At 61.6% G+C, this 23,343-nt stretch carries 21 protein-coding genes; 3 read left to right on the plus strand and 18 right to left on the minus strand.

From position 1 onward, the window contains the following. Positions 1-3: 3 nt before the first annotated feature. The 7 genes from C5L13_RS23035 to C5L13_RS23065 all read right to left on the minus strand — a co-directional run bounded on the left by C5L13_RS23035 (position 4) and on the right by C5L13_RS23065 (position 8,083). Positions 4-891, minus strand: a complete 888-nt coding sequence (locus tag C5L13_RS23035) for a F0F1 ATP synthase subunit gamma (protein WP_105385603.1) — start codon at positions 889-891, stop codon at positions 4-6. Positions 892-933: 42 nt separating this feature from the next. Further along, positions 934-2,463, minus strand: a complete 1,530-nt coding sequence (atpA, locus tag C5L13_RS23040; protein WP_105385604.1) for a F0F1 ATP synthase subunit alpha — start codon at positions 2,461-2,463, stop codon at positions 934-936. After that, a complete protein-coding gene (locus C5L13_RS23045; protein ID WP_105385605.1) occupies positions 2,463-3,029 on the minus strand; it encodes a F0F1 ATP synthase subunit delta in 567 nt (188 codons plus the stop codon). The genes atpA and C5L13_RS23045 overlap by 1 nt, the downstream gene beginning before the upstream one ends. 261 nt (positions 3,030-3,290) lie before the next feature. Then, positions 3,291-3,674, minus strand: coding sequence for an AGROH133_08824 family phage infection protein (locus C5L13_RS23050; protein ID WP_105385606.1), 384 nt, complete (start codon positions 3,672-3,674; stop codon positions 3,291-3,293). 67 nt (positions 3,675-3,741) lie between these two features. After that, entirely contained in the window at positions 3,742-5,964 is a 2,223-nt protein-coding gene (locus tag C5L13_RS23055; protein ID WP_105385607.1) for a primosomal protein N', read from the minus strand. Positions 5,965-6,013: 49 nt separating this feature from the next. Then, on the minus strand, positions 6,014-7,150 hold the full coding sequence (locus C5L13_RS23060; protein ID WP_105385608.1) for an AAA family ATPase: 1,137 nt from the start codon (positions 7,148-7,150) through the stop codon (positions 6,014-6,016). A gap of 27 nt (positions 7,151-7,177) precedes the next feature. Then, the gene (locus C5L13_RS23065; RefSeq protein ID WP_105385609.1) at positions 7,178-8,083 is read right to left on the minus strand and encodes a GNAT family N-acetyltransferase; all 906 of its coding nucleotides are present in this window, start codon (positions 8,081-8,083) and stop codon (positions 7,178-7,180) included. Between the two features lie 141 nt (positions 8,084-8,224). Between C5L13_RS23065 and C5L13_RS23070 the strand changes: the two genes are divergently transcribed. The 3 genes from C5L13_RS23070 (at position 8,225) to C5L13_RS23080 (ending at position 11,547) form a co-directional block, all read left to right on the plus strand. After that, positions 8,225-9,160: a tyrosine recombinase XerC gene (locus tag C5L13_RS23070; protein ID WP_105385610.1), complete on the plus strand. Its 936-nt coding sequence runs from the start codon at positions 8,225-8,227 to the stop codon at positions 9,158-9,160. 81 nt (positions 9,161-9,241) lie between these two features. Then, on the plus strand, positions 9,242-10,318 hold the full coding sequence (locus tag C5L13_RS23075; RefSeq protein WP_105385677.1) for a TraB/GumN family protein: 1,077 nt from the start codon (positions 9,242-9,244) through the stop codon (positions 10,316-10,318). A 143-nt stretch (positions 10,319-10,461) separates the two neighbouring features. Beyond that, on the plus strand, positions 10,462-11,547 hold the full coding sequence (locus tag C5L13_RS23080) for a TraB/GumN family protein (RefSeq protein ID WP_105385611.1): 1,086 nt from the start codon (positions 10,462-10,464) through the stop codon (positions 11,545-11,547). A gap of 7 nt (positions 11,548-11,554) precedes the next feature. Here the strand turns inward: C5L13_RS23080 and C5L13_RS23085 are convergent, their stop codons facing one another. The 11 genes from C5L13_RS23085 to mdh all read right to left on the minus strand — a co-directional run bounded on the left by C5L13_RS23085 (position 11,555) and on the right by mdh (position 23,322). Then, positions 11,555-12,049 carry a cytochrome b gene (locus C5L13_RS23085; RefSeq protein WP_105385612.1) on the minus strand — a complete coding sequence of 165 codons (495 nt, stop codon included), beginning with the start codon at positions 12,047-12,049 and terminating at the stop codon, positions 11,555-11,557. A gap of 205 nt (positions 12,050-12,254) precedes the next feature. Then, entirely contained in the window at positions 12,255-13,661 is a 1,407-nt protein-coding gene (gene lpdA, locus C5L13_RS23090) for a dihydrolipoyl dehydrogenase (RefSeq protein ID WP_105385613.1), read from the minus strand. Positions 13,662-13,687: 26 nt separating this feature from the next. Then, positions 13,688-14,440, minus strand: a complete 753-nt coding sequence (locus tag C5L13_RS23095; RefSeq protein WP_105385614.1) for an SDR family oxidoreductase — start codon at positions 14,438-14,440, stop codon at positions 13,688-13,690. Continuing rightward, positions 14,437-14,937, minus strand: a complete 501-nt coding sequence (locus tag C5L13_RS23100; RefSeq protein WP_105385615.1) for a hypothetical protein — start codon at positions 14,935-14,937, stop codon at positions 14,437-14,439. Before C5L13_RS23100 ends, C5L13_RS23095 begins: the two co-directional genes overlap by 4 nt. A gap of 4 nt (positions 14,938-14,941) precedes the next feature. Further along, positions 14,942-15,358: an MAPEG family protein gene (locus C5L13_RS23105; protein WP_105385616.1), complete on the minus strand. Its 417-nt coding sequence runs from the start codon at positions 15,356-15,358 to the stop codon at positions 14,942-14,944. Positions 15,359-15,372: 14 nt separating this feature from the next. Further along, a complete protein-coding gene (gene odhB / locus C5L13_RS23110; RefSeq protein ID WP_105385617.1) occupies positions 15,373-16,617 on the minus strand; it encodes a 2-oxoglutarate dehydrogenase complex dihydrolipoyllysine-residue succinyltransferase in 1,245 nt (414 codons plus the stop codon). 30 nt (positions 16,618-16,647) lie between these two features. Next, positions 16,648-16,974, minus strand: a complete 327-nt coding sequence (locus tag C5L13_RS23115) for a YciI family protein (protein WP_105385618.1) — start codon at positions 16,972-16,974, stop codon at positions 16,648-16,650. 12 nt (positions 16,975-16,986) lie between these two features. After that, a complete protein-coding gene (locus C5L13_RS23120) occupies positions 16,987-19,983 on the minus strand; it encodes a 2-oxoglutarate dehydrogenase E1 component (RefSeq protein WP_105385619.1) in 2,997 nt (998 codons plus the stop codon). A 221-nt stretch (positions 19,984-20,204) separates the two neighbouring features. Further along, positions 20,205-21,110 carry a succinate--CoA ligase subunit alpha gene (sucD, locus tag C5L13_RS23125; protein ID WP_105385620.1) on the minus strand — a complete coding sequence of 302 codons (906 nt, stop codon included), beginning with the start codon at positions 21,108-21,110 and terminating at the stop codon, positions 20,205-20,207. A 19-nt stretch (positions 21,111-21,129) separates the two neighbouring features. Beyond that, positions 21,130-22,323: an ADP-forming succinate--CoA ligase subunit beta gene (sucC, locus tag C5L13_RS23130; RefSeq protein WP_105385621.1), complete on the minus strand. Its 1,194-nt coding sequence runs from the start codon at positions 22,321-22,323 to the stop codon at positions 21,130-21,132. Between the two features lie 36 nt (positions 22,324-22,359). Then, entirely contained in the window at positions 22,360-23,322 is a 963-nt protein-coding gene (gene mdh, locus C5L13_RS23135) for a malate dehydrogenase (protein WP_007757753.1), read from the minus strand. Positions 23,323-23,343: the final 21 nt, after the last annotated feature.

Raw genomic sequence — 23,343 nt, forward strand, 5'->3', positions numbered from 1 at the left:
ACCTCAGAGCGCTTCCGCGCCCGAAATGATTTCGATGAGTTCCTTGGTGATCTGTGCCTGACGCTGACGGTTGTAGGAGAGCGTCAGCTTGTTGATCATGTCACCGGCATTGCGCGTGGCGTTGTCCATCGCGGACATCTGCGCGCCATAGAAGGAAGCGTTGTTTTCGAGCAGCGCCCGGAAGATCTGCACCGCGACGTTCCTTGGCAGCAAGTCTTCCAGAATTTCCTGTTCGCTCGGCTCGTATTCGTAGAGCGCCGACGACGCAGTCGTCGGCTCCGCGGACACGTCGCCCCCGAACTTTGCCGGAATGATCTGCTGCGCGGTCGCAACCTGCGAGATCACCGACTGGAAGCGCGCGAAGAACAGTGTCGCAACGTCGAATTCACCGGCGTTGAACAGCTCAAGAACCTTGTGCGCCACCTCGTCCGCCTGCACGAAACCAAGCTGCTTGACTTCGCGGAAGGTGACGTAGTGGACGATGTTTTCCTTGAAACTGCGGCGCAGGACTTCGTTGCCCTTGCGGCCGACGGTCAGAATCTTGACCGTCTTGCCCTGGGCGAGAAGCTTTTGCGCGTGATCGCGGGCGAGACGGATGATCGAGGAGTTGAAGCCCCCCGCCAGACCGCGCTCGCCGGTCGCGACGATCAGGAGATGAACCTGATCCTTGCCCGTGCCCGAAAGCAGCAACGGCGCTTCGGCATTGCCGGCATTGGCAGCCGAAAGGCCGGCCAATACCTTGTTCATCCGCTCCGCGTAAGGACGGGCGGCCTCGGCCGCCTCCTGCGCACGGCGCAGCTTCGCCGCGGCGACCATCTTCATCGCCTTGGTGATCTTCTGCGTCGCCTTGACGGAGGCGATCCGGTTTTTCAGATCCTTAAGTGAAGGCATCCGTTATCGGTCCCCTGGGGGTTAGCTTGGCTTGATCCGCTCTCAGGCGAAAGACTTGGAGTAGCTGTCGAGAGCAGCCTTGAGCTTCGCGCGGGTGTCGTCCGAAAGCTGTTTCTCGGCACGGATCGTATCGAGGATCGCCTTGCCTTCGGAGCGCAGGTAGGACAACAGGCCCTGTTCGAACTTGCCGACGTCGGCAACAGCGACCTTGTCGAGATAGCCGTTGACGCCTGCGAAGATCACCGCAACCTGTTCTTCCGTCTTCAGCGGCGAGAACTGCGGCTGCTTCAGGAGTTCGGTCAGGCGCGCACCACGGTTCAAGAGGCGCTGGGTCGATGCGTCGAGGTCGGAGCCGAACTGCGCGAACGCAGCCATTTCGCGATACTGAGCGAGTTCGCCCTTGATCGAGCCGGCAACCTGCTTCATCGCCTTCACCTGCGCGGCGGAGCCGACGCGGGAAACCGACAGACCGACGTTAACGGCCGGGCGGATACCCTGGTAGAACAGGTCGGTTTCGAGGAAGATCTGGCCGTCGGTGATCGAGATCACGTTGGTCGGAATGAACGCCGAAACGTCGTTGCCCTGGGTTTCGATGACCGGCAAGGCGGTCAGCGAGCCGGCGCCGCGGTCGTCGTTGAGCTTTGCAGCGCGCTCCAGGAGACGGGAGTGCAGGTAGAAAACGTCGCCCGGATAGGCTTCGCGGCCCGGCGGGCGGCGCAGCAGCAGCGACATCTGACGGTAGGCGACGGCCTGCTTGGAAAGGTCGTCGTAAGCGATCAGAGCGTGCTGGCCGTTGTCGCGGAAGAATTCGCCCATGGCGCAGCCGGCGAACGGTGCGAGATACTGCATCGGAGCCGGGTCGGAAGCAGTAGCGGCAACGATGATCGAGTACTGCAGGGCGCCGCGCTCTTCGAGCACCTTGACGAACTGAGCGACGGTCGAACGCTTCTGGCCGATAGCGACGTAGACGCAGAACAGCTTTTCAGAGTCCGGGCCGCTGTCGTGAATGGCCTTCTGGTTCAGGATCGTATCGAGAATGATGGCGGTCTTGCCGGTCTGGCGGTCGCCGATGACGAGCTCGCGCTGGCCGCGGCCAACCGGGATGAGCGCGTCGATGGCCTTGAGGCCGGTCGACATCGGCTCATGAACCGACTTGCGCGGAATGATGCCGGGAGCCTTGACGTCGACGCGCGAACGGCGGGTCGCGTTGATCGGGCCCTTGCCGTCGATCGGGTTGCCGAGCGCGTCGACGACGCGGCCGAGCAGCTCCGGACCAACCGGAACGTCAACGATGGCACCGGTCCGCTTGACGATGTCGCCTTCCTTGATCTCGCGGTCGGAACCGAAGATAACCACGCCGACATTGTCGGCTTCGAGGTTCAGCGCCATACCACGGATGCCGCCCGGGAATTCGACCATTTCGCCAGCCTGGACATTGTCGAGGCCGTAGACGCGGGCAATGCCGTCGCCGACGGACAGAACCTGTCCAACTTCGGAAACTTCAGCCTCCTGGCCGAAATTCTTGATCTGGTCTTTCAGAATTGCGGAAATTTCCGCGGCGCGGATATCCATCAGCCAACCTCTTTCAGTGCAAGCTTAAGGGTGGAAAGTTTGGTGCGAAGGGACGTGTCGATCTGACGCGAACCGACCTTGACGATAAGTCCGCCGAGGATCGACGGGTCGATCGTGACGGCGATTGTGACGTCCTTGCCGGTGACGCCCTTCAGCGCCGACTTGAGTTCAGTTTCCTGCGCTGCGGAAAGCGCATGGGCCGAGGTGACCTCGGCAGTAACCTCGCCGCGATGAGCGGCAGCGATCTCGCGGTAGGCCCGGACCATGCCAGGCAAGACGAAGAGGCGGCGATTGCCGGCAACGACCTTCAGGAAATTGCCAACGAGCCCGGTGATGCCCGCTCTGTCCGCAATGGCGGAGACGGCGCTGCGCTGCTCGTCGGCGGAAAAGACCGGGCTTGCGACCAGACGTCGCAGGTCTTCGCTCTCATCCAGCAACGCCTGAAAACGATCAAGATCGGCACCGACCTTGTCGACCGAACCGGACTCGAGAGCCAGTTCGAAAAGCGAGGAAGCGTAACGCTCCGCTACACCGGAAATAAGCTGGGACGTGTCAGCCACGGGCACAGTTTCCCTGTATTGCCATCCAAGCGCCAGACCCTGTGGGAGAGGTGCAGCAAGACCTTGAAATCGTTTGATTATTTCTCAGAACCTGCAGAGCTGGCGCTCTACCCTTTCCGACTTTCGCGGTCCGTCTAGCATAGGATGTAGGGACTCGCAACACGCCTGATAGAGGAAAAAGCCCACGACGCAAGGGCTTGGCCTGTAATTTGTACGAGAAGAGGAAGGATTTTCAGAGCTTTTCTTTTGAAGTCCTGGTTTCGAGCGTCAAATATAGCCGAAGACATAGGCGAGCGGCCCTGTCGAAAGCACAACCTGAAGTAGGGAAATTGCTATGTTTCTGGGGGTGAAGGCCCGGTCGAAAACACCTGAAACGACACGTCCGGCAGCGGCGAATGCCAGTGCTATGCCCAGCGTCATGTAGATCCAGTCCTGGGCGAGCATGATGGCCGTAAGACCGAGGCCGAGATGATGGGCGCCAGACGCCCGTACGGCTGCATAACCTTCCGGCCGCACCTCACCGATCTGAAAGGCGTTGAGCCGCAAAACCGGACCGGGAAAAAGCAAGAGAAGAAGACCAAGAACCGCTGTGGCTGCGGCGCCGGCAAAAGCCAGCTGCTCGCCGAACTCGGCTGGGAAATAAAGTTCCATTCAATCCTCGCTATGTTCGATTCGGTCGATTCTAGCGCAAGCGGTAAACAAGTCACAAAAAGGGCGACTAAAGAAAACTTTGCGGATCGATATCGAGCTGGATCTGCACCGAGCCTCGTTGCTTCGGGCCATTCGTCAGCATTGCCTTGAGAAACGCCTGCATGTCGGAGTTGCGCCGGCCGTGAACGAGCAGGCGGAACCGATGCCGGCCCCGCACCAGCGCAAGCGGCGCTTCCGCAGGCCCGAGCACGGATATCCCCGTTACCTTCGGTGCAGCCGCCCGCAAGCCGCGGGCATGGGTTTCGGCGTCCGCCCGGTTGTCGGCGGAAACGATGAGGGAAGCGAGCCGGCCGAACGGCGGCAAGATCGCCTTTTCCCGTTCGGCGATCTCGCGTTCGTAAAAGGCCCCGGCATCGCCGGAAACGATCGCCTGCATCACCGGATGCTGCGGCTGGAACGTCTGCAGGAGGCCATGGCTCTTCCGACCCGTTCGCCCGGCGCGGCCGGTTACCTGGGAGAGGAGTTGGAAGGTGCGTTCCGCGGCGCGCGGATCACCGTTGGACAGGCCGAGATCCGAATCGACGATCCCCACCAGCGTCATCAACGGGAAATTATGCCCCTTGGCGACGAGCTGCGTGCCGATGACGATGTCAGCCTCGCCCTTGGCGATCGCTTCGAGCTCCAGCCGCATGCGTTTGACGCCGCCGAGCAGGTCCGACGACATCACAATCGTACGCGCATCCGGAAAATGCTTTTCGACCTCCTCGGCGATGCGCTCGACACCCGGACCGCAGGCGACGAGATGGTCGAGCGTGCCGCATTCGGGGCAGGCTTCGGGGGTCGGCTCGGAATACCCACACTGATGGCACTGAATCTGGCTCTTGAAGCGGTGTTCCACCAGCCAGCTCGAACATTGCGGGCACTGGAACCGATGGCCGCAGACGCGGCAGAGCGTCAGCGGAGCATAACCGCGGCGATTGAGAAAGAGCAGCGACTGCTCGCCCTTCTCGATCGTCTTGGCGATTGCCCGGATCAGCACCGGCGAAAGAAAGCCGCCGCGCTCCGGAGGATGGCGCCGCATGTCGACGAGATGTAGGTCCGGCATCGCCGCATCGCCGAACCGGGTGGGAAGATGCACGGTCGTGTACCGACCGGAGAGGCCATTTACCTGGCTTTCCACCGAAGGCGTCGCCGACACCAACACGATCGGGAAATCACCGATCCGCGCACGAACCACCGCCATGTCTCGGGCATTGTAGAAGACCCGATCTTCCTGCTTGTAGGCAGGGTCGTGCTCTTCGTCGACGATGATGAGGCCAAGCTCCTCGAAAGGCAGGAAGAGCGCCGAACGCGCACCTGCCACCACCCGCACCTCGCCGGTCACCACGCCACGCCAGACCTTTTCGCGCATACGTGGCGCAAGATCGGAGTGCCATTCGCCGGGCTTGGCACCGAACCGATCTTCGAAACGCTCTAGGAAGCTTGAGGTCAGCGCGATTTCCGGCAGCAGGATCAGCACCTGCTTGCCGCGCCTCAAGGTTTCGGCAATCGCCTCGAAATAAACCTCCGTCTTGCCCGAACCCGTTACGCCGTCGATGAGGGAAGTGGAAAAGCCGCCCGAACGAATGGAGCTGACGATCTCCTCCGCCGCTTCTTTCTGCGGCCCTTCGATGCGCGGTGCCACATAGTCCGGGTCGGGTGTGGCGACGACTGGCGGCGGCGGCAGGAAGATCGTCTCGAATATGCCCTGCCCGGTCAGTCCGTCGACGACGCTCAGCGAGACGCCCGCCGCATGCGCAAGGCCGCTGCGAGTCCACGGAACGCTTTCTTCGTGGAACAGTTCGAGCACGCGGGCCCGCGCCGGAGTGATCCGTTCGGGCTGGCCGCCGAGGTAGCGCAGCCCCTCCACCATCGGCTCGGGGTCGAGCGCCGCCGGCGCCCGGATCGCCATCCGCGCCACGAGGCCGGGCGGAGAGAGCGTATAGCTTGCAACCCAATCGACGAAATCACGCATTTCCTTGGAAAGCGGCGGACAATCGAAGACGAGAGTGATCGGCCTTAGCTTCTTGGGGTCGAGCTTGTCGTCGTTCTCACCGTCCCAGACCACGCCGATCAGCTGCCGCGGCCCGACCGGCACCTGCACGACCGAACCCGGCTCCACATGCATGCCGTCCGGCACGGCATAGCTGTAGGCGCCCGGCACCGGCAGCGGCACCAGGACCGGCACCACGCTTGTGACCGCGGGCGCTTCAAACAGCGAACCGAAGAGATCGGACGAATCTATGCCCATGGGCGGCGACCATGCCCAAACACGGATCGAAAGTGAACCCTAAACAGGATTAGTTCTCGTCGTCCTCCATGAAGCCGGTCAGCCGCATGCCCTCGATCCAGGTTGCGCCGTCTTTGCGGATGACGCGCTTTGGACGCACGCCGGAGCGCTCCTCCACCGCCGAAGCGAGCTGTTCGGAATGGGTGACGATCCAGATCTGGCTTGAGCGTGCGGCTTCCGCAATCATGTCGGCGAGCGGGGGCAGCATGTCGGGATGCAGGCTTGCTTCCGGCTCGTTGAGTGCGATCAGTGGCGGCTGTCGATAGGACATCAGTGCCGCGGCAAGTCCGAGGAAACGGATCTGCCCGTCGGAAAGCTCGCGCGGGTGAAACACGCGGCTGGGAAAATCGGGAAATACGAGTCCGAATTCCGCATATTCGCCGGGATCAGGAACCTGGAGCCTTGCCCCGCCGAAGGCATCGGCAACCGCCCGGTCGAGTTCCACCGTATCCGCGCGGGTATGCACCAGCGTCGCGAAGACGGCCGCCAGATTGCCTCCGTCCTGGTCAAGCAGCGGTGAGGTCACCGCAAGGCACGGCTGCCGCAGCGGCGAATCGCGATCGGTGCGAAAACCGTGGAAGAACCGCCAGCCATCCACCATCCGCCGGAAAGCGCCGACTTCCGGATAGTGCCCGGCATCGCCGAGAAGTGCGACCGCCGTTTCGGAGGTCATCGCCGGTTCCGGATAGTCTTCCATCCGGCCGCTCGCCCCCCGCACCAAGATCCCGGGTCCCGCACGCTTCATCATGGTCACCGGCCGAGAACCGGTCTCGACTGACAACTCCTCCGCCTTGACCTGCGGCTCGAAGGCAAATCCGGCTGCGGCCTTCGGAGGACGCAATCCCGCCTCGACACGATAGCGAAACGTGACCGCGCGCGCCTCGTCCATCATCTCGACTTCGAGCTTGATACGAAAATTCTTCTCATCCCGGCGCCGGCCGGACCAGAGCGCCGAGGCCATCCCGCCTTCGGCCGCGATCTCATAGGCAAGATTTCCGCGGACCGCCGCCTGCACCAGTTGCAGGGCGCGGTAGAGATTGGATTTGCCGACGCCGTTTTCGCCGATGAATACGTTGACGCCCGCAAGATCCATGCGGATCGAACGGAGCGATCGGTAATTGGCGGCGAACATCGAGCGGAGCAGCATGACCGACTTCCAACCGGGTGCGTCGGGTTAAAAGCGCTGAAGGAACTTTGCGTCGTGATCCAAGGCCAGATCGACGACGGTATGATGCTCGAGCGCCTTGGTCACATCGATGACATCACCCTCCAGCTCCTCGGGCTGGATCATCTGGCCGACCGCGAAATCGAACCGGTTGCCCTTCTTGTTCAGGAGCTCGTAGAACACCGTCATGTCGCGCAATTCGGTCGACCATTTGGCAAACCAGTAGAACAGACCGGAATTGCGCGCCCGCATATGGACCGGCAGAATTGGCAGATTGTATTTGCGCGCCAATCCGACAGCGGACGTCTTCCACGGCCGCTCGTTCAGCTTGCCGTCCGCCCAATAGGCGATGCGGCCCGATGGGAAGAGCACCATGACCTTGCCGTCTTCCACCGTCTTGTTGGTCAGCACCAGGGTCTCGCGGGTCTTCGGCTTGCTCTTGTATTCTTCCCGCCACTCCACCGGAATGATCATTTCAGCAAAGCGGGGATTGACCCGCACCGCATCACGATTGGCGAATACCATCATGTCCGGCCGGCGCGACTTCAGGAGATCGAAGACGGCGACACCATCGGCAATACCGGTCGGATGATTGCTGACGAGGATGAAGCCGCCTTTTTCGGGGATCCGTTCGGAATTTTGAACCCGGACATCGAGCTTCAGGAGATTGCTCATGTACTCGAAGCACTGGAAGCCGTTGAGGCTCGAGATGTCGTTGGCAAATTCGATTGCCCGGCCGTAACGCAGAAGCGTGTAGAGAAAGGGCCGCATGACCGGCCAGAGCGGATTGTGAACGATGCGCTGGCCTCGCTCGGAAATCAGCGTGTCGACGATATGGCCGGGTCTGCCTTGAGAAACGAGAGCGAGTGTTTCCGCGAATTGTCCAAAAGTCGTCATGGAATCACGGCGCGCCATAGAAACTCCCGCATACAGGACCTGCGGTATATCGCAGCCCCGTGTGATCGAACGATGACATAGTTACCAATGATTAGGAATTCCGTAACGCCGTCGGTAGCAATCTGGGGCGTCCTTTCCCGGAATTCAACGGGTCGTAGAATGAATGAACTACTGATTATTGCCGCACCCGATCTGATGGAAAAGCGCAGCGCTTGGCTCGAGAGCCTCGCCAGCGAACGTCGGCTGTCGGACAATACCCTGGATGCCTACGAGCGGGACACACGTCAGTTTCTGACGTTCCTGACGGGGCACCTCGGCGGCCCCGCCAAACTTTCCGACATTCATTCCCTGCGCCCGGCGGATCTGCGCGCCTTCCTGGCAGCGCGCCGTCGCGACGGCTCCGGCGCCCGCTCGCTCGGACGACATCTTGCCGGACTTCGTTCCTTCCTGCGATATCTGGAGCGCAAGGGACTGGTGAATGCGGCGGCCGCCGGCGCCATCCGCGCTCCGAAGCAGCCGAAATCGCTTCCCAAACCACTGACGGATCGCCAGGCCCTCAACCTGGTCACGATGGACGCACAATTGCAGGAAGAACCGTGGATCGCCGCCCGGGATGCGGCCGTCCTTACTCTGCTTTATGGTTGCGGCCTGCGTATCTCCGAAGCGCTTGGGCTGCACCCCACGGACCTCACTCCCGGATCGACGACCCTGCGGGTCACCGGCAAGGGCGGCAAGACACGCATCGTGCCTCTGCTTCCGGTCGTGTTCGAAGCCGTTGCCATCTATCGCAAACTTTGCCCGTATCATCTCGCGGCCGATGAGCCGTTGTTCCGGGGCGCCCGCGGAGGGCCGCTGCAGCCGGCCATCATCCAGCGCGAGATGCAGAAACTGAGAAGCGCCTTCGGTCTGCAAGAGACGGCAACGCCGCACGCCCTGAGGCATTCCTTCGCCACCCACCTGCTGGCCGGCGGCGGCGATCTCCGCACGATCCAGGAACTGCTCGGCCATGCCAGCCTTTCCACCACACAGGTCTATACGGGCGTGGATTCCTCGCGGCTGCTGGAAGTCTACGACCGCGCCCACCCCCGCGCATGAACCAAGTTTTAACCACCGGCGTTAAGCGCTTGTGCAGCCGCCACAAGTAAGATGCCGGCTGCCTTTCAGACGGATGACATGATGACTGCCGCCCTTGCTTCCACCGCCGGCGCCTTTTTCCAGCGCGCCCAAAGCCTGACACTGTGGCTGATCGCCGCTATTCACGTGGTCGCGCTTGCATCTTTGCTTCTCGTTCTCGGCTCGCTGTCCCCGGCGCGCGCAGAAGAGGCGGGTTGTGGCGGAACCAACCTCCTTGAGGAGATGAAGGCCGAAAACCCGTCCCTCTACAAGCAGGTCGTGGCGGAAGGCGCCAAGGTTCCCAATGGCAAGGGTGTCTTGTGGAAGATCGAAAAGGATGGCGTGGCTCCCTCCTACCTGCTCGGGACCATGCACGTTTCCGACCCCCGCGTGCTCGCCATGTCGCCGGCTGCGGTGAACGCCCAGGCTGCCAGCCACACCATCGTCATCGAATCCGACGAGGTGCTGGATGAGAAGAAGGCGATGGCCGGCATTCTCACCAAGCCCGAACTCACCATGTTCACGGACGGCAACTCCATCGAAAAGCTGTTGCCGAAAGAGGACATTATGCTTCTTGAGGCCGGGCTGAAGAAGCGCGGCATCCCGCTCGCCGCCGTTTCACGCATGAAACCGTGGATGCTGATGTCCTTCGTCTCCCTGCCCGCCTGCGAAATGGCGCGAAAGGCCAAAAATCCTGATTTCCTGGACAAGAAGATCGCCCGCGACGCTATGGCTGCGGGAAAGCCCGTGAAGGGGCTGGAGACCTTCGCAGAGCAGCTCTCGGCGATGGCGGCAATCCCGATCGAGTTCCATCTGAAGTCCCTGGTCGAGACCATAAGGCTCGGACCGAAGATGGACGAGGTCTTCGAGACGATGACGGAACTCTATCTTTCCGGAGACGTCGGCGTCACGATACCGCTGCTGAAGGCCGTCGCACCTGATGGCAGCGACGAGGCAGGTTATGCGGAATTCGAAAAAATCGTCGTAACCAAGCGCAACCACCTGATGGCCGAACGCGCCGCCCCGATTCTTGCAAAAGGCGCCGCCTTCGTTGCCGTCGGCGCTCTTCACCTGCCTGGCGACGAAGGCCTGATCGAATTGCTGCGCAAGCAGGGCTTCAAGTTGACGGTTGTCAACTGAGCTTCGACTGTACAACCCATACCTGTGGATGACCTTGCGACCGGCATTGCACCGGTCACGATTGTCGTCGATCTTTCAACCATTGATACCGATATCCATGAGCCGGCGATCGCACGACGGGCCGGCTGTTTTCAGATGGCCATATGATCCTCTTCGCCTCCGCTTTTTCACCTCGTCATTTCGCAACATCGATCGAAACAGCCAGACGACACCTGGGTGTTACCCGCCGGTTGAATGTTCTCGCGTTCCTGCTGGCGCTCTTGGCTCCCGCTCATCCGGCATTGGCAGAATCGCCCGCGTGCGAGGGCAAGAATCTGCTCGAGCAATTGAAGGCTGAAAACAGCCAGGAATACCAACAGTTGATGGCCGAGGGGCAAAAGGTTCCGAACGGCAAAGGCATTTTCTGGAAGATTGAGAAGGAGGGGATTCAAACCTCCTATCTGCTGGGTACCATGCACCTTTCGGACCCTCGTGTCCTCGACCTGCCGGAGAGCGTCGAAGAGGTCCGTTACGATGCCAGAGTGGTCGTCGTGGAAGCAAGCGAGATCCTCGACCTCAAGAAGGCAGCCGGCCGCCTCTTCATGCGACCCGATTTCATGATGCTGCCGGGCGGAAAGCGTATCGGAGACTTCCTCACCAAGGATGAAGAAAAAACACTGGCCGACGGACTGCGTGCAAAAGGGATGGCCCTTTCCGCGGTCGATCGCATGCGTCCCTGGCTGATCTCGACGACGTTGGCGACGCCCGGCTGCGAATTCGCTCGCAAGGCCAAAGGGGTCAGCGTTCTGGACCAACAGATTGCGTTTGATGCGGTGGACTACGACATTCCTGTTGAAGGCCTCGAAACCTTCGAGGAGCAGCTGGCCGCCATGAACAGCATCTCGACCGAAAGCCAGGTGAAGAGCCTGCTCGAGACGATGGCTTATAGGGATCAGTTGAAGGATATCACCGAAACGATGATCCAACTCTACGAAGCGGGAGAAATGGGGCTCCTTTGGCCGCTACTGTTCAAGAAATATGCGGTCGACACCGGCGCCGCGACCAGTGGCATGTCGGAATTCGAAAACATAATGCTGACCAAACGCAACCACGTCATGGCTGAGCGCTCCGCTCGCTTCCTCACGGAAGGCGGCGCCTTCATCGCGGTCGGCGCACTGCATCTTCAAGGCGAAGAGGGATTGGTCGAACTGATCCGGCGGCAGGGTTACGCGGTCACCGCGATCGATTGAAGCCGGCCTACCGCGAACCTGCCGTCATCCGCCGCAGGACGTCGGTCTTCCAGTAGAACTGGTGCACAAGCGCGCCGCCGATATGGGCGACGATGAGCCCCCACATGAAAAGCTTCATGGGACCGCCGTGGGCAAAGGCTGCGGTCTTGTTTCCGAAATAATAGGCACCGATGCCGGCAAACGGCATCACGAAGAACAGCAGATAAAAGGCCCAGTGGCTGATCTTCGCCACCGCGCGCAGGAAGGGCGGCTCCTCCTTCGGTTCCGGTGGCACGCCCTGGATGAAGCGAAGACAGAGCCGGACAAGACCGAGCGCCAGCACCGTAATGCCCACATAGGCGTGAATGTTGGCGGCGCTTACCTGCTCAGGCGTCGGCGTCTGCCCGCCGAAGAAAACCCGAGCATAGGTTTCCATCGCATCGGCGAAGAGCAGGTTGAAGAGAATCAGCACGGCCATCAGCCAATGCAGGATACGCTGCGGAAGCGAGAAGGAGGTTGTCATTGTCCCGGCCTCGTTCGAAAACCCAGATATCCAGCTAACTTACCGGCACTCGGCCCGGGCTCAAGCGAAAGCAGGAAACCTTTCAGAGATTTAATCCTGGGATTGACGAAAGCCAGGATTGGACCGGAACGTCGTCGAAATCAGGTTTCAAAAGAAAAGGCGGGATGAAGATCCCGCCTTGATGATTTTCGCGTGTATCGGCTGATCACATATGGATCGGCTTGAAGAAGGTGCCGAGCGCCGCTTCCTTGACCGCTTCCGACATAGTCGGGTGCGCGTGGCAGGTGCGGCCGAGGTCTTCCGAAGAGCCGCCGAATTCCATGAGAACCGTAATCTCGTGGATCATCTCGCCGGCGCCGAAACCGACGATATGGCCGCCGAGAACCCGGTCGGTTTCCTTGTCGGCGAGGATCTTCACAAATCCGTCGGTCGCCAGCATCGCGCGGGCGCGGCCGTTCGCCGTGAACGGGAACTTGCCGACCTTGTAGGCGACGCCTGCGGCCTTCAGCTCTTCCTCGGTCTTGCCGACGGAGGCAACTTCCGGCTGGGTGTAAACGACGCCCGGGATGACGTCGTAGTTCACGTGACCGTGCTGGCCTGCGAGGATTTCGGCAAGCGCCACACCTTCGTCTTCCGCCTTGTGGGCGAGCATCGGCCCCTTCACCACGTCGCCGATGGCATAGATGCCGGCAACGTTTGTCTTGAAGTGGCCATCGATCTCGACACGGCCGCGATTGTCGAGCGCGACGCCTGCCTCTTCAAGGCCGAGGCCTTCCGTATAGGGCTTGCGGCCCGTCGAGATCAGCACGACGTCGGCTTCGACGGTCTGGGCGTCCCCGCCCTTGACAGGCTCGTAGGTAACCTTGGCGCCATTGGCGGTCTTCTCGACGCCGGTGACCTTGGCATCGGTGCGGATATCCATGCCCTGCTTTGCCATCATGCGCTGGAACTGTTTGGAAACCTCGCCGTCCATTCCGCCGAGAAGCTTGTCGAGATATTCCACGACGGTGACCTTTGCCCCGAGGCGGGACCAGACGGAGCCGAGTTCCATGCCGATGACGCCGCCGCCGACGACCACCAGATGCTGCGGCACCTTGTCGAGTGCGATGGCACCGGTGGACGAAACGATGACCTTCTCATCGATCTCGACGTTGACGCCGGGAATTCCGGCGACATCCGAACCCGTGGCGATCACGATGTTCTTGGTTTCCAGCTCCTGAACCTTGCCGTCTTCGCCGGTGACCGAAACCTTGCCCGCCGAAACGATCTTGCCGGTACCCTGGAAGCCGTCGATCTTGTTCTTCTTGAAGAGGAAGGAAACGCCGTCGACGTTCGACTTCACGGTCGCATCCTTGTGCGCCATCATCTTTTCAAGGTTGAGCTTCGGGGCCGAAACCTCGACGCCGAGCGCGTCCATGCCGTGAGCGGCGTGATGGAACATCTCGGAAGCATGCAGCAGCGCCTTGGAAGGGATGCAGCCGATGTTGAGGCAGGTCCCGCCGTAGGTGGCGCGCTTTTCCACGACTGCGACCTTGAGGCCGAGCTGAGCCGCCTTGACCGCGCAGACATAACCGCCCGGGCCGCTTCCGATTACGATCACATCATAAGCCATAGTCTTCTTTCCTTTTCTCTATTCGGTTAGCGCCCGCCACTCACGTCGAGGATAGCGCCGGTTATATAGGAAGCCGCCGGCGAAAGAAGATAGAGGACCGCGTCCGCCACCTCATCCGCCCTGCCCGGCCGTTGCATGGGAACATTGGGAGCCATATCGCGCGCCCGGTCCGGCAGACCGCCGGATGCATGGAGTTCCGTGTCGATGACGCCCGGGCGGATCGCGTTGACGCGTACGCCCTCGGCGGCGACCTCGCGCGCAAGCCCGATCGTCAGCGTGTCGATCGCAGCTTTCGATGCCGCGTAGTCGACATATTGCGAAGGCGAGCCGAGCTTGGCCGCCATGGAGGAAATGTTGACGATCGTGCCGCCCCTGCCGCCGTGCTTCGTCGACATGCGGCGCACCGCCTCGCCGGCGGCTAGAATGGCGCCGGTCACATTGATCCGCATCATCCGGTCCAGCCGGTCCGCGCTCATTTCGTCCACCCGCTGCGGCTGGTCGACCACGCCGGCATTGTTGACCAGCCCGTCCAGTCGACCGAAATGCCGGTCGACCGCCTCGAACATGGCCACGATCTCGGCTGCGTTGCCGATATCCGCCTTGATCGCAATCGCCTCTCCGCCTGCCGTCTCGATGGCGGCGACGACCTCTTCGGCAGCCTGACGATTGGAGGTGTAGTTCACCGCCACACGCCAGCCCTGGCTTGCCGCCAGAAGCGAAACCGCCGCGCCGATGCCGCGGCTTCCGCCGGTTACCAAAAGAACAGGTGCTTCCGTCATTTCGTGCACTCCTTGAATTCGTAGAGATCCCACGGAACCGACTTGAGGCCGCTTTTCTCCCACAAGGCGGAATGCCGGATTGCCGGCCCCAGACCGGACATCAGGACGGCATCCGGCGCCTGGCTGCCCTCGGGGCCTAATATGTCGATATGACCGCTCGCGACGTTCAGAGCATAAGGGACGCCCGTCCAGACGGTGCAGGCTCTCAATTCGGCCCCCGTTGCATCTCCCTGAGGGCAATTGTTCATTGCCATTCCGGCGGGGCGAGAGGATTCCTCGTCATACATGACGTTGCCGTCGAGCTTCAGCTTGCCGCCGGTCACGGTGAACAGATGGCTGACTGCCGCCGCATCGGAACCGACGGGCTTGAAGGAAAGGATGGTTCCGGCCTCCGCCTCGACGAACACCGCCTTTTCGATCGCGCATCTGTCTTCGGCCGAGGCCATGGCCGGTATCAGGCATAAAGGCAGGAGCCACGTCTTGAGCTGGGGGGTCATGGCGTCACCAGAAAAGCGCGATCATCATGGCCAGCAATCCGAGCATGCTGATCAGCCAGACGAAAGATCGGAAATAGGGGATACCCGCGAGATAGAGAGGCACGTAGACGATCCGCGCGGCAAACCAAATCCATCCGCCGACAAGACCGAAACCCGAGGCGTCGTCGCCCGCAAAGGCGACGCCGAGCAGAAGACCTGTAAAGGCCGGATAGGTTTCCTGGAAATTCCTGGACGCCCTTGCCGCCCGACCGGCAAGTTTGCCGTTCGGTTCGCGGCCATCGTCCCGGGGACCTGCGTTCCAGGCCGAGCCAAGCTCACGGGTCGAGAGCACGCCTTGGAGCAGGATGTGGAAGACGAGCAGGATCACGCTCAGGGCAAGCAGCGCCATGTAAGGCGTGACCGTAACCCCGAGCGTCTCCATGTCAGGCTCCCGTCTTAGAGATCGAGGACCAGGCGTTCCGGATCTTCGAGGCTCTCCTTGACGCGGACGAGGAAGGTCACGGCTTCCTTGCCGTCGACCATCCGGTGATCGTAGGACAGCGCCAGATACATCATCGGTCGGATGACGACCTGGCCACCGATGGCGACCGGGCGCTCCTGGATCTTGTGCATGCCGAGGATGCCGGATTGCGGAGCGTTCAGGATCGGCGAAGACATGAGCGAACCGTAGACGCCGCCGTTGGAAATGGTGAAAGTGCCGCCCTGCATATCGGCCATGGAAAGCTGGCCGTCGCGGGCAAGCTTTCCGAGGCGGCCGATTTCCTTTTCGATCTCGGCGATCGACATCTGATCGGCATCGCGAACGACCGGAACGACCAGCCCCTTGTCCGTGCCGACGGCGACGCCGACGTGACAATAGTTCTTGTAGATGATGTCCGTGCCGTCGATCTCGGCATTGACTGCCGGCAGTTCCTTCAGCGCATGGGTGACGGCCTTCGTAAAGAAGCCCATGAAGCCGAGCTTCACGCCGTGCTTCTTCTCGAAGATATCCTTATAGCGGTTGCGCAGGTCCATCACCGCCTTCATGTCCACCTCGTTATAGGTGGTCAGCATGGCGGCGGTGTTCTGCGCATCCTTCAGACGACGGGCGATGGTCTGACGCAGGCGCGTCATCTTCACGCGCTCCTCGCGGGCGGCATCGTCGGCAGAGGAGACCGGACGGGGAGCGGCCGGAGCTGCAGGCGCCTGGGCCGGGGCGGAAACGCCCCTGGCAACGGCTGCGATCACATCGCCCTTAAGAACCTGGCCGCGCTTGCCGGAACCGTCGATATCGGCGGTGGAAATGTTGCTGTCGGCAGCGATCTTGGCAGCGGCCGGAGCCGGCGGCATGGACGACGCGGCAGCCGGAGCCGCTGCGGGAGCCGGAGCGGCCGGCTCTGCAGCCTTGGCAGGCGCAGCTTCAGCAGGCTTGGCGGCCGGAGCGGACGTTGCAGCACCCGCACCGCCTTCGGCGATCTGCCCGAGCAGGGCGCCGAGGCCTACGGTTTCGCCGTTGTTGGCGACGATCTCGGTCAGAACGCCGGAAGCAGGAGCCGGAACCTCGACGGTCACCTTGTCCGTTTCAAGCTCGACGAGCGGCTCGTCCGCCTTGACCGTATCGCCCACCTTCTTGAACCAGGTGCCGACGGTTGCCTCGCTGACGGATTCTCCGAGGGTGGGAACGCGGATTTCAGTGGCCATTGTTGTGAGTTCCTGAATGGTTGTTTTCGTTTATTCGGCAGCCGCGGCGCTCGCCGCAGACTTCCGGAGAATGATGGATGGCATGGGAGAAATTTCAAACCGGAAGCCGAAGCCTGCCTTGATCACCGGATCGTCGTCCGCCAGCGCCTGGGCAGCGGCCTGATCGGCGGCCTCCACCACGGCGATACCGAACGCCCCGCCCTCTGCAAAGACGGGACCGACGGCAATTGCGCTGCCGGCTTCCGCAAGTCCCCGCCAGTAGTCGGCGTGAACCTGCATCGCCGACATTTCCTCCGGCGATGCATCGAACGGAAAGCTCGGCCTTGGCGATACGAGCTTCAGGTGAAAATAGGCCATCGGCCTCTCTCCTTAGCCGCCGAGCGCGTCTTCGAGGAAGGCCTCGAGCTGCGCCAGATGCTTGGACATCAGACCCGTGGCCGGCGAAGCTGCAGCCGGGCGGCCCGTATAACGGACCCGCTGATACTTCGCATCGATATGCGCCAGCACCCATTCCAGATACGGATCGATGAACGCCCAGGCGCCCATGTTCTTCGGCTCTTCCTGGCACCAGACCATCTCCGCATTCCGGAAGCGGGACAGCTCGTTGATGAGCGCCTTGGCCGGGAACGGATAGAGCTGTTCGATGCGCAGCAGATAGATGTCGTCGATGCCGCGCTTTTCGCGCTCTTCCAGCAGATCGTAATAGACCTTGCCGGTGCAGAGCACGACGCGGCGGATCTTGGCATCCTTCTGCAGCTTGATCGGGCCGTCCTTGATGACCTCGGCATCGTCCCAGAGCAGGCGGTGGAAGGAGGATTCACCCGCCATTTCGGCAAGCGTCGAGGTGGCGCGCTTGTGCCGCAGCAGCGACTTCGGCGTCATCAGGATGAGCGGCTTGCGGAAGTCGCGCTTGGTCTGACGGCGCAGGATATGGAAGTAGTTGGCCGGCGTCGTGCAGTTGGCGACCTGCATGTTGTCTTCGGCGCACATCTGCAACCAACGCTCGAGGCGCGCCGACGAGTGTTCCGGACCCTGGCCTTCATAACCATGCGGCAGGAGGCAGACGAGACCGGACATGCGCAGCCACTTGCGTTCACCCGACGAGATGAACTGGTCGAAGACCACCTGCGCGCCGTTTGCGAAGTCGCCGAACTGAGCTTCCCAGAGCGTCAGCGCATTCGGGCGCGCCAGCGAGTAGCCGTATTCGAAGCCGAGCACCGCCTCTTCCGAGAGCATCGAGTTGATGACTTCGTAGCGAGCCTGGGTCGGAGACAGGTGGGCGAGCGGGATGAAACGCTCCTCGGTCTCCTGATCGTAAAGCACGGAATGACGCTGGGAGAACGTACCGCGTTCGCAATCCTGGCCGGAAAGACGGATTTTCGTGCCTTCCGCGACCAGCGAACCGAAAGCCAGAGCTTCAGCCATCGCCCAGTCGATGCCTTCGCCGGTCTCGACCATTTGCGCGCGGTTTTCCATGAAGCGCTTGATCGTGCGGTGGGCGTTGAAGCCTTCCGGAACGGTCGAAAGCTTGCGCCCGATCTCCTTCAGCTGCTTCATCGGCATGGCGGTCTTGCCGCGCCGCTGCTCGTCGGCATTGTCTGCCGAGCGCAGACCCGACCACTGGCCATCCAGCCAGTCGGCCTTGTTGGGCTTGTAGCTCTGGCCCGCCTCGAATTCGGTTTCGAGATTGGCGCGCCAATCGGCCTTCATCTTCTCGAATTCGCCGTCGGTGATCAGACCTTCGGCGATCAGGCGGTCGGCATAGATCTGCGCCACGGTCTTGTGCGCGCGGATGACCTTGTACATCTTGGGCTGCGTGAACGCCGGCTCGTCGCCTTCGTTATGGCCGAAGCGGCGATAGCAGAACATGTCGATCACGACCGGCTTGTGGAACTTCATCCGGTATTCGGTCGCGATCTTGGCGGCATAGACGACCGCTTCCGGATCGTCGCCGTTGACGTGGAAGATCGGCGCCTCGATCATCTTGGCGACGTCGGACGGATAGGGCGACGAACGCGAGAAAGCCGGATTGGTGGTGAAGCCGATCTGGTTGTTGATGATGACGTGCATCGTGCCGGCGACGCGATGACCGCGCAGGCCGGAAAGGCCGAGGATTTCGGCCACGACGCCCTGGCCGGCAAAGGCGGCATCGCCGTGCAGCAGCAGCGGCAGAACCTTGGCGCGCTCCTTGAGCGGAATGACGTCGCCGTCCCAGGCCTTGGCACGCATGTCCTGCTTGGCGCGCGCCTTGCCCATGACGACCGGGTTGACGATTTCCAGATGTGAAGGGTTGGCCGTGAGCGACAAGTGCACCGTGTTACCGTCGAACTCGCGGTCAGAAGAAGCGCCGAGATGGTACTTCACGTCGCCTGAGCCTTCGACTTCGTCCGGCTTGAAGGAACCGCCCTTGAACTCGTGGAACACTGCGCGGTGCGGCTTGCCCATCACGTTGGTCAAAACGTTCAGGCGGCCGCGGTGGGCCATGCCGACGATAACTTCTTCCAGGCCTTCCTGACCACCGCGCTTGATGATCTGCTCCAGCGCCGGGATCAGCGATTCACCGCCGTCGAGACCGAAGCGCTTGGTGCCCTTGAACCGGACGTCGAGGAACTGCTCGTAGCCTTCGCCCTCGACCAGCTTCTGGAGGATCGCCTTCTTGCCCGCCGGGGTGAATTCGACGCCCTTGTCCGGCCCTTCGATCCGCCCTTGGATCCAGGCCTTCTCTTCCGGATTGGAGATGTGCATGAACTCGACGCCGAGCGTCGAGCAATAGGTGCGTTCCAGGATCGCGATCATCTCGCGGATGGTCGCGTATTCGAGCCCGAGCACGTTATCGATGAAGATCTTGCGGTCGTAGTCTGCTTCCGTGAAGCCGTATGCCGTCGGCGAAAGCTCGTTGTAATCCTCGACCGGAGCGGCAAGACCGAGCGGATCGAGCTTGGCGTGCAGGTGGCCGCGCATCCGATAGGCACGGATCATCATGATGGCGCGGACGGAATCGCGCGTCGCCTGCAGGACGTCTGCCTCGTTGACCGGCTTCCCGGCGGCAACTGCCGCAGCTTCGGCCTTTGCCTTGACCTTGCCTTCGATCGCCTTTTCCACGACCGGCCAGTTGCCGTCGAGCGCCGAGACCAGCTCGCCATTGGCGGTGATCGGCCAGTTCTTGCGCTGCCAGGAAGCACCCCGCGCCGCGCTCTTCACATCAGCCGGGTTATCGGCAAGAGCCTTGAAAAAGGCCTGCCATTCCGGGGCCACCGAATTCGGATCGTCCTCATACCGGGCATGAAGCTGCTCGATATAGGCCGCATTCGCGCCGTCGAGGAAGGAAGTGATGAGGAACTGCTCGTTGGCTTCTTGCCGTGCCATGGTTTCTTGCGGGCGCCGCGCCCGCCTCCTGACGTAATCGGAACCGGAAAGACCTCCGGTATCCGCATTTTCTTGTCTTTCGTCTGTTATTTTCAGCCGCTGAAACGGCCGGCGCCCTGGGCGCGAAACCAGACAGGCGAGGCTTGAACTGCTTCGCCTGTCTGAAACTTGCCGGATCAATCGCCGCCTATCTATCGGCAGCGATTGTCCATTATGTGGCGTCAGCCCTTGAGGACTTCAACCAAGGTCTTGCCGAGGCGGGCCGGAGATGGCGACACCTTGATGCCTGCCGATTCCATGGCGGCGATCTTCGATTCCGCATCACCCTTGCCGCCGGAAACCACTGCGCCGGCATGGCCCATGGTGCGGCCCTTCGGAGCCGTACGGCCCGCGATAAAGCCGGCCATCGGCTTCTTGCGGCCCTTCTTGGCTTCGTCCTTAAGGAACTGTGCTGCGTCTTCTTCCGCCGAGCCGCCGATTTCGCCGATCATGATGATCGACTGCGTGGCTTCGTCAGCGAGGAACATTTCGAGCACGTCGATGAACTCGGTGCCCTTGACCGGGTCGCCGCCGATGCCGACAGCCGTCGTCTGGCCGAGGCCCTCGTTGGAAGTCTGGAATACGGCTTCGTAGGTGAGCGTGCCGGAGCGCGAAACGATGCCGACCGAACCCTTGCGGAAGATGGAGCCCGGCATGATGCCGATCTTGCATTCTTCCGGGGTCAGGATACCCGGGCAGTTCGGACCGAGCAGGCGGGACTTCGAACGGTCGAGGCGAGCCTTGACGCGCACCATGTCCATCACCGGAATGCCTTCCGTGATGCAGGTGATGAACGGGACCTCGGCTTCGATCGCTTCGATGATCGCGTCCGCAGCACCTGCCGGCGGAACGTAGATCACGGTCGCGTCGGCACCGGTCCGTTCCTTGGCTTCAGCAACCGAGGTGAAGATCGGCAGCGACGTACCGTCGACGCCGGACGACCACGATTCGCCGCCCTTCTTGGGATGAACGCCGCCGACCATCCTGGTGCCGTAGTAGGCGAGCGCCTGCTCCGTATGGAAGGTGCCGGTCTTCCCGGTCAGGCCCTGGACGATGACCTTCGTGTCTTTGTTGACGAGAATAGACATTGGTTCCGGTCCTTCCAGGTTAGGCTTCGATCGCCGCGACGATCTTCTTCGCCGCGTCGTCAAGGTCGTCAGCCGCCGTGATAGCGAGACCAGACTCGTTCAGGATTTTCTTGCCGAGCTCGACATTGGTGCCTTCCAGGCGCACGACCAGCGGAACCTTCAGGCCGACTTCCTGCACCGCCGCGACAACGCCTTCGGCGATGACATCACAACGCATGATGCCGCCGAAGATGTTGACCAGAATGCCTTCGACCTTCGGGTCGGCAGTGATGATCTTGAAGGCCGCCGCGACCTTCTCCTTGCCGGCGCCGCCGCCAACGTCGCAGAAGTTGGCAGGCTCCTTGCCGTAAAGCTTGATGATGTCCATCGTCGCCATGGCGAGACCGGCACCGTTGACCATGCAGCCGATATTGCCGTCGAGCGCCACATAGGCGAGATCCCACTTGGAGGCCTCGATTTCCTTGGCGTCTTCTTCGGTCTCGTCGCGCAGCGCCTTGACGTCGTCGTGACGGAAGAGCGCATTGCCGTCGAACGACATCTTCGCGTCGAGAACGCGCAGGTGGCCGTTCTTCATGACGATCAGCGGGTTGATTTCGAGAAGAGCCATGTCCTTCTCGTTGAAGGCCTTGTAGAGCAGCGGGAAGAGCGACTTGGCGTCTTCGCCGGCAGCTCCGTCGAGTTCCAGAGCCTTGGAGATCGAAGCGATATCCGCAGCCGTCACGCCGGCTTCCGGATCGATGGCGATCGTCTGGATCTTCTCAGGGGTATCGTGGGCAACAGCCTCGATGTCCATGCCGCCTTCGGTCGAAACGACGAATGCGACGCGGCCGACCGAGCGGTCGACCAGCAGCGAGCAATAGAGCTCGCGGGCGATGTCGGCGCCGTCTTCGATATAGAGGCGGTTGACCTGCTTGCCGGCTTCGCCGGTCTGCGCAGTCACTAGCGTGTTGCCGAGCATTTCCTTGGCATGCGCCTTGGCTTCCTCGATCGAGAAGGCCAGGCGAACGCCGCCCTTGGCGTCGGGGCCGAGTTCCTTGAACTTGCCCTTGCCGCGACCGCCCGCATGGATCTGGCTCTTGACGACGTAGAGCGGGCCGGGCAGCGACTTTGCAGCAGCTTCGGCTTCTTCGGCCTTCAGGATAGCAACGCCTTCAGCAACCGGCGCACCATAGCCCTTCAGCAGAGCCTTGGCCTGATATTCATGAATGTTCATGGGTTTGTCCCTGTTTCGATGACTTCAGCGCGCCCATTACTTCAGAGCGGGGGCGATGTTGATGCAGGCTTCGCAGAGGCCGGCAACGGCGCCGACGGACTTCTGGAAGGCGGCTTCTTCGTCCTTGTTGAATTCGACCTCGATGATGCGCTCGACGCCGCCGGCACCGATGATCGTCGGAACGCCGACATACATGTCCTTCACGCCGTATTGGCCGGAGAGATAGGCGGCAGCCGGGAGAACGCGCTTCTTGTCCTTGAGGAAGGATTCGGCCATTTCGATCGCCGAGGCGGCCGGAGCATAGTAAGCGGAACCGGTCTTGAGCAGGCCGACGATTTCGGCGCCACCGTCACGGGTGCGCTGGATGATTTCTTCGAGACGTTCCTTGGTGACCCAGCCCATCTTGACGAGGTCGGTCAGCGGAACGCCGCCGACGGTCGAGTAACGGGCGAGCGGCACCATCGTGTCGCCATGGCCGCCGAGAACGAAGGCGGTGACGTCCTGGACGGACACGTTGAATTCTTCGGAAAGGAAGAGACGGAAGCGAGCCGAGTCGAGCACGCCGGCCATGCCGACCACCATGTTCTTCGGCAGGCCGGAGAACTTCTGGAGTGCCCAGACCATCGCGTCGAGTGGATTGGTGATGCAGATCACGAAAGCGTTCGGGGCATATTTCTTGATGCCGGCGCCGACCTGTTCCATGACCTTGAGGTTGATGCCGAGCAGATCGTCGCGGCTCATGCCCGGCTTGCGGGCGACACCGGCGGTGACGATGCAGACATCAGCGCCTTCGATGGCAGCGTAGTCGCTTGCGCCGGAAAGCTTCGCGTTGAAACCTTCGACCGGGCCGGACTGGGCGATATCGAGGCCCTTGCCCTGCGGAATGCCGTCGGCGATGTCGAAGAGGACGATGTCGCCCAGTTCCTTCAGACTGGCGAGATGCGCCAGCGTGCCACCAATCATGCCAGAACCAATAAGTGCGATCTTCTTGCGCGCCATCGAAAAGCTTCCTTTCGAGAT

The sequence above is a fragment of the Neorhizobium alkalisoli genome (genome assembly GCF_002968635.1).
In the GTDB taxonomy this organism is placed as follows: domain Bacteria; phylum Pseudomonadota; class Alphaproteobacteria; order Rhizobiales; family Rhizobiaceae; genus Neorhizobium; species Neorhizobium alkalisoli.